The sequence below is a fragment of the Rhodoblastus sphagnicola genome (genome assembly GCF_002937075.1).
Lineage (GTDB): Bacteria > Pseudomonadota > Alphaproteobacteria > Rhizobiales > Beijerinckiaceae > Rhodoblastus > Rhodoblastus sphagnicola.
In genome coordinates this window covers 20641-27856 of the sequence record NZ_NHSJ01000071.1, presented here as the reverse complement: position 1 = coordinate 27856, position 7216 = coordinate 20641, and the positions used below count along the sequence as shown (strand labels likewise).

General features: G+C 66.7%; 4 protein-coding genes and 1 tRNA gene. 3 read left to right on the top strand and 2 right to left on the bottom strand.

The features are described from left to right. Nucleotides 1-1720, bottom strand: a 1720-nt coding sequence (locus tag CCR94_RS11345; RefSeq protein ID WP_193938429.1) for a caspase family protein, incomplete at its 3' end; no start/stop codon positions are given. 178 nt (nt 1721-1898) lie between these two features. Between CCR94_RS11345 and CCR94_RS11340 the strand changes: the two genes are divergently transcribed. Next, nucleotides 1899-1973: transfer RNA gene (locus CCR94_RS11340), tRNA-Val, on the top strand. 284 nt (nt 1974-2257) lie between these two features. Here CCR94_RS11340 and CCR94_RS11335 read toward each other — a convergent pair. Continuing rightward, nucleotides 2258-3196 (bottom strand): LysR substrate-binding domain-containing protein, encoded by a 939-nt coding sequence (locus CCR94_RS11335; protein WP_104507961.1) that lies wholly within the window; start codon nt 3194-3196, stop codon nt 2258-2260. 160 nt (nt 3197-3356) lie between these two features. Between CCR94_RS11335 and betC the strand changes: the two genes are divergently transcribed. Beyond that, nucleotides 3357-4880 carry a choline-sulfatase gene (gene betC, locus CCR94_RS11330; protein ID WP_104507964.1) on the top strand — a complete coding sequence of 508 codons (1524 nt, stop codon included), beginning with the start codon at nt 3357-3359 and terminating at the stop codon, nt 4878-4880. After that, nucleotides 4877-7216, top strand: a complete 2340-nt coding sequence (locus CCR94_RS11325; RefSeq protein ID WP_104507960.1) for a TonB-dependent receptor — start codon at nt 4877-4879, stop codon at nt 7214-7216. The genes betC and CCR94_RS11325 overlap by 4 nt, the downstream gene beginning before the upstream one ends.

Sequence of the window (7216 nt, the reverse complement as noted above, 5' to 3'; positions counted from 1 at the left end):
CGGGTTGCGGCGCCGCCTGCCCGGCGGGCGGCGGGGAAAGCGGACGGCCGGACGGGACGCCCTGCGGCGTAACCCGCCCGTTCGGACCGCCCGGCTGCTGCAGGGCGCCCGGTTGCTGGGGCGCGGGTTGCGGCGCCGCCTGCCCGGCGGACGGCGGGGAAAGCGGACGGCCGGACGGACTCGGCCCGCCTTGCGGCTGCGGAGGCGGCGCGCCCGCGCCCGGAGGAAAGCCCGGCTGCTGCGGAGGCCCGCCTGCGGGCGGGGCCGGACGGGCGCGCTCGTCATAATATTGCTGTGCGCCCGGATTCTGCGCCTGCACGGGTTCGGGCGCGTGGAACAGGCCATGGCGGATGGCGGGAACGGCGAACAGCAGCGGCGCGGCGACGAGCGGCAACGGCAGCAGGTTGCGGTGCGGCGGCGGGGGCGGCGGCTCGTCGTAAAAGACCGGCGGCGGCAGGAATTCGACCCGAGGCGGCGGCGGCCCGTAATCCGCATCGTCGAACTCGACATAGGGCCGGCGGAAATAGACGGCGTCCTCCCGCGCTTCCCAGTCCGGCGGCGGGGCTACGTCTTCAAACTCCACCTCCTCGAAGCGTGGCGGCGGCGCCAGCTCCGCGCGCAGAATCGTCAGCCTGCGGCGCGCGTCCTCGGCGTGTGGCCCGCGCGGATAGCGTTGCAAATAGGTCCAGTAGGCCGCGGGCGAATCGCCCGATCGCGCGCGCCGCCAGGTCAGCGCCTCGCGCCGCACCGCCAGAAGCGCCCGCACCCGCGCCGAATAGGGGGAATTCGAATAAGCCGCGATAAATTCGGAATAGCCCCCGATCGTGTCGCGCTCCAGCGCCGCCGCATAGGCCTGGTCCACGGAATAATCCCGGATGGGCCGGCTGCGCAGCTCGGCGGTCGCCCGGACGGGCGGCGCGCTTTCGGCGCGGGCGATCAGGACGGGCGCGGACGAAAGTTTTGATTCGTCCCAGGGGATTTGCGCGCCCTTGGTCTGTTCGGCGACCCGCAGGCGCACGCTGTCGAACATCTGGTCCACTGGCAGACCGCCCTGCCGCATCATCTCGTTGAGCGCCTGGGCATAGACGCCATAGGGGCCGGTTTCGGCCGGCGCGACGCTGCCCGGCGCGGCGTTGAAGGCGACGAGTTCGCCCGGCGGCGGATCGATCAGGGCGAGGCCGCCGGCGAGCGGCGGGCCGTTGGTCGCGAAACTGTTGGCGCGGGCGGCGTCGAGCACCACGATCCGGGCCTTCAGCGGCATTTGCGCGAGGGGGTTGAGATAATCAGACAGCCGCAGCGTCGCTATCGGCGCGATTGCGGCGGTGGGAATGGCGGCGTCGACCGGCGCGAGATAGTTTTCACCCTCATACTGGATGGCGCGGCCCGAAAGATAGATGAAGACGGTGGTGTCCGGCCCGGCGGCCGCCGCCTTGTCGAGGAATTCGCGAAACGTCTTGCGCAGCCCGTCCTGATCGAGGTCGGCGGCGCCGGTGACGTCGAAGCCCGCAATCTGCAAGGTCTGGGCGATCAGCCCGGCGTCATTGGCGGCGGAACTGAGCGGCCCCGACCGGTAGGCCGCCTCGCCGACGACCAGGGCGAGGCGATTGGCCCCGACCGGCACAGGCTGGGCGACCACCTGCGCGAGGGCGGCGAACACGCCGCTGAGCGCGAGCGCGCCCGCCGCGATTCGGATTTTGAAGTTTCTCGCCTTACGCGTCATCTGTTCCTCCGCGAAACGCTGTTACCATCGGTCATACAATAAAACGCCCCTGCGCGTTAACACCGCTTGAACCAAAAGCGGCGCCATTGTGTTCCTCTTCAGGCGCATTTTGCACGCGCCAAACGCTTGACGACGGCCCGGCGGGCGCCTAAAGAAGGGTTCCGACGTCACGGCGTCCGGGCGATTAGCTCAGCGGGAGAGCACACCCTTCACACGGGTGGGGTCAAAGGTTCGATCCCTTTATCGCCCACCATCACCAAATCGTGGCCTTGAATTTCCTCGCTTTTCGACTCCGAGGTCCGAAAGCCTGGGGGTCTGCGATGGATGTTTCCTTTTCGGGCTTTTCGAGCCTTGAAATCGCCTGCCGTGCGGAGCGCGGCCATATCGCCGCCTCGTTGGCCAAAGTTTCGGGGTGTGCCGATATCCGGGCTGACGCCGAGGCCGCTTGGGGGTTGCGCCAGCGCCCTGGATTTGCGCGCGCCCGTCGGAAACGGATTGGCGAAAACCTGCGTCCGATGCAACCAGAGGCGCGGCGCGTCATGTCGCCTCCGCCTCCTCCCGGTCGCGTTCGGCGAACACCCAGTCGCGGAACCGCCGTCCGACAGGGTTGCGCAGCGTGGGAACAGCGATGACATAGCCCCGGTCGCTGGTCAGCCTTTGCTCGGTGAGCCTCACGAGCCACCCCGCGCGCAGACCGTCGTCCACCAGGGGACTCCAGCCCAGCGCGACGCCCTGCCCCTGCATGACCGCTTGCAGGATCAGCGGATAATTGCCGAAACTCAGATCCTGCGACTGGGCGGGCGCCCCGGAATGCTCGGCGACGCCATGCGCCTTCAGCCAGTCCGCCCAGTTGAACCAGCGATCGCCGCCGCCCTGCAGATGCAGCCGCCGCATCCGCGCGATCTCTTCCGGAGACAGCGGCGGCCTGGCGTCCTTCAGCAGCGCCGGACTGCCGATCGGCGTGACCTCCTCGCCAAACAACAGGCTGGTTTCCCAGCCCGGCGGAAAGAACCGCCCGCGCCCGTCGCCGAACAGAATGGCGACATCCGCCTCCTCGCCGCGAAGATCGACCACGCTCTGCGCCGTGAGAATGCGCACTTCGACGCCGGGAAGCTGAACCTCCAGCGCGGCGAGCCTCGGCATCAGCCATAAAGCCGCAAAGGCGAAATCGGTGAACACCACCAGCCTTTTGCGCGCGGGATCGCGGCGGATGGCGCAAGCCGCCCCGTCGATCAGGCGCAGCGCCGCCCCCGCCGCCTCGAACAGGGTCTGGCCCGCCTGCGTCAGCGCCACGCCGCGATGCAGGCGCCGGAAAAGGGCGACGCCAAGTTCGGCTTCCAGCCCCTGTATCTGCTGGCTAACGGCCGACTGGGTCAGCCGCAGCTCCTCGGCCGCGCCGCTGAAACTGCCGCGCCGCCCCGCCGCCTCGAAACTGGCGAGCGCGGTCAGCAGCGGTCGGGAGGAGGCGTCTGGCATAAGCGTAGCTCATGGAGTCCATAAGGGAATAGCGTCTTCACAGGTCTGTTATTAGTACATTAACTTGATAGCAATTGTTAGTTAATCGCTGCGCCTCCCGATGGAAAACCGCAAGAAAGCGGCGTTTTCGCGGGACGCATCCGACCCGGAAGCCCGTCTTATGCCCGCCTCTCCGCCCAATCTGCTGATCGTCGTCGCCGATCAGCTCACCCCTGGCGCCTTGCCCGCTTATGGCAACCGGGTCGCGCGGACCCCCCATCTCGACCGGCTCGCGGCGCGGGGCGTGCGGTTCAACCGCGCCTACACCAACAGCCCGCTGTGCGGTCCCGCCCGCGCCTCGCTGCTCACGGGGCGGCTGCCGGCCGGAATCGGCGCTTATGACAACGCCTGCGAGTTGCGCGCGGACCTGCCGACCATCGGCCACCATCTGCGCCGCGCCGGCTATCGCACCATCATTTCCGGCAAGATGCATTTTGTCGGCCCCGACCAGTTGCACGGTTTTGAAGAGCGGCTGACCACGGACATCTACCCCGCCGATTTCACCTGGACCCCCGACTGGACCCGGCCGGATCACCGGCCCGACTGGTATCATTCGATGGATTCCGTGCTGTCGGCCGGACCCTGCGCGCGCAGCAACCAGATCGATTTCGACGAGGAAGTGGTTTTCGCCGCGCGGCGAAAGCTGTTCGACCTCGCCCGCTTTGGCGCCGGTCGGCCGTTCGCCATGGTCGTGTCCCTCACCCATCCCCATGACCCGTTCAACATCGGGCAAGCCTATTGGGATCGCTACGCCGAGGACGAGATCGACCCTCCGGGCGTCCCGCGCCAGCCAAACCCCGACCCGCACAGCGCGCGGCTGCGCCAGGTCTGCGGCATCGACGCCGAACCGGTGACGGAGGCGCAAATCCGGGCCGCCCGCCACGCCTATTACGGCGCCATCTCCTTCGTGGACGACCAGATCGGCCTGCTGAACCAGACGCTCGACGAATCCGGCCTCGCCGACAACACCATCACCGTCTTCCTGAGCGATCACGGCGAAATGCTTGGCGAGCGCGGCCTCTGGTACAAAATGTCCTTCTTCGAAGGCGCCTGCCGGATTCCGCTGATCGTCCACGCGCCCAGCCGCTTCCAGCCGCATGTCGTCGAACAGGCGGTGTCGCTGGTCGATCTGCTGCCGACGCTGTGTGATCTCGGCGGCGCGGCGCCCCCAGCGGAGATCGACGGGCGCAGCCTGCTGCCGCATCTCGAAGGCGCTGGCGGGCATGACGAGGTTTTCGGCGAATATTGCGCCGAAGGTGTCGTGGCGCCGATGGTCATGATCCGGCGCGGCCGCTGGAAGTTCATCCACGCGCCCGGCGATCCCGACCAGCTTTACGACCTCGACGCCGACCCGGACGAACTGGAAAACCTGGCGGACTCTGCGCCGGAGGCGAAAGATTTTCGCGCGGAAACCGCTCGCCGCTGGCCGCTGGAGGCGATCAAGGCCGACGTTCTGGCGAGCCAGGGCCGCCGCACCCTGGTCGCCGACGCATTGCGGCGCGGCCACCCCACCGCCTGGGACTACCAGCCGCCCGGAACCGCCGCCACGGCCTACATCCGTGCGCACAAGCCCATCGAACGGCTGGAGGCGGATTGCCGCCTGCCGAGTCGCCTTCCTCCCGCCGATACAGGACGCAGACAATGACAAGGACCAAGCCCCGCCGCGCCCTGCTGGCGCTCCTGCCGCTCGCGCTGCCCGTGACCGCCGCATGCGCCGAAGACGCCGCCGCGCCCCCGCCGGCCGCTCCGGCGGCGGCCGCGACGGAAACCACTGTCGCGGATGTCGTCATCCACGCCGAAAAGAAAGAGGAAAAGGCCCAGGAAGCGCCGATCTCGCTCACGGCGACGTCAGGCGAGGCGCTGGCCAACACCGCCGTGCACGATTCGCTGACGCTGGCCCAAGCCATTCCCGGCTTGCAGGCCGAGACCACCTCTGGCTCGACCAATCCGCGCTACCGCATTCGCGGCATTGGCACCAACGACTTTTCCGCCAACATGATTCCGGCGGTCGGCGTCTCCGAGGACGACGTTTTTCTCGACGCCGGCTCCGCCCAGGGCGTGCCGATTTACGATCTCAACGATGTCGAGGTTTTGCGCGGGCCACAGGGCACGCTGCAAGGCAAGAACACCACGGCCGGCACGATCAACTATTACACCAAACGCCCGACGGCGGATTTTGAAGGCTATTCCCGCACCACCATCGGCGATTACGGCCGCCGGGGCGAGGAAGTCGCGATCAGCGGTCCGTTGATCCAGGACAAACTGCTGGGACGGTTTTCCTTCACCGACCAGGGCCACGACGGCCAGTTCCACGATTCTTACCGCGACAGGACCGTGGGCCGACAACGCTATTGGGACGCGCGCGGTCAACTCGAGTTCTTCCCCACCGACGACCTGACCATGCTGTTGAAAATGCATGTCGGCGACAACAAGACCGACGTGCCGCTGCGCCACGTCGGCCTGCTCGCGGGCGGCCTCGACGCCCAGGGGTTTTCGCAGCCGGCGGGAAGCAACAATCTCGCGAACAACGGCAGCGGCAATTCGTTCAATCGTCGCGCCGGCGTTTCGCTCAACACGCGCTATCATTTCCCGAGCGACTGGACGCTGACCAATATTTTCGCCTACGAGTCGAGCAAGTTTAGCATTTTCTCCGACGATGACGCGTCGCCCGCGGCGCTGAACTACGAGGAGAGGATCGCGGGCCGATCCAATGTCGTCAGCAACGAGCTTCGCCTCGCCTCCCCGGAGGCCGATCCGGTCCGCTTCATCGGCGGCCTTTATTATCTCGACAACCAGACCAATTCCAACAGCCAGCAGCCGCTCTACAGCCCGCTGAATTTCGGGCTGGACGGCAACGCCTATAATTTCAACATTTCCACCCGGGACATCGCGGCCTTCTCGTCGATGTCCGCCGACCTGACCGACAAACTGACCCTGACCGTAGGCGGCCGCCTCACCCACGAGCGGCGCAGCGCCAGCGGCGAAGCCTGGTCCTACATCACCAACAGCGCCTCGCCGCTCGACGCCGGCAATCGCAACCTCACCTACATCAACACCGCCGCCGGCCTGTACATCGACCCGGCGACCGGCCAGCCGATCACCGGCCCGGCGCTGTCAACCAGCGGGATTCACGACAGCGAGGATGTGACGCTCAAATACAAGCTCACCCCCGACGACACCGTTTATGCGCGCTTCGCCCGGGGCTTCCGCACCGGCAATTACAACACCTATGTCGCAACGGCTTCCGATTTCGCGCTCTACAACCCGGAAATCCTCACCGACTACGAGGCGGGCGTCAAAACCCTGCTGTGGGACGGCCGCCTGCAACTCAACATCAGCGGCTTCCATTATAATTACCAGAACATGCAGGTGACGATCCTGCAAAACACCGGCACCACCACAACCAACGCCGCCAGCGCCGTCTCGGACGGGTTCGAGTTCGAAGGCAAGGTCCGGCCGCTCGAGGACGTGACGGTGAATTTCGGCCTGACCTACCAGAACGCGCATTATGTCAAATTCACCAACGCCAGCGCGCCCTATCCGGTCAACCAGGGCAACCCGATCGACCTCAGCGGCCAGCCGCTCGAACGCGCGCCAAAAGTGTCGGCCAATCTCGGCCTGACCTATCACATCCCCGTTTCGTTCGGCTCGTTCGATCTGAGCACGGATTGGCGCTACACCAGCCGCTATCGTTTCCAGGCCTGGTCGGACGCGACCAATGTGACGCCGGCGGCGTTCCTGGCGACGCCGGCCGCGCAGGCGCTGATCCGCAATGCGTTCTCGCAAGGCGACCTGCTGCTCGGCAATTTCCGGGTCGCCTGGCATAGCCCGGACGAGAAGACCGAAATCGCCGCCTGGGTGCATAACGTCACCGACAAAGCCTACAACACCAACGCCTTCGGGGTGTTCTTCAACCGCAGCGTCTCGCAATATCCCGGCGAGCGCCGGTTCGTCGGGCTCGAACTGACGCAAAAATTCTGA

Bases quoted from the DNA above. Each gene is read 5' to 3' on its own strand.
- betC (WP_104507964.1), top strand. From the start codon at position 3,357: ATGCCCGCCTCTCCGCCCAATCTGCTGATCGTCGTCGCCGATCAGCTC.
- CCR94_RS11325 (WP_104507960.1), top strand. From the start codon at position 4,877: ATGACAAGGACCAAGCCCCGCCGCGCCCTGCTGGCGCTCCTGCCGCTC.
- CCR94_RS11335 (WP_104507961.1), bottom strand. From the start codon at position 3,196: ATGCCAGACGCCTCCTCCCGACCGCTGCTGACCGCGCTCGCCAGTTTC.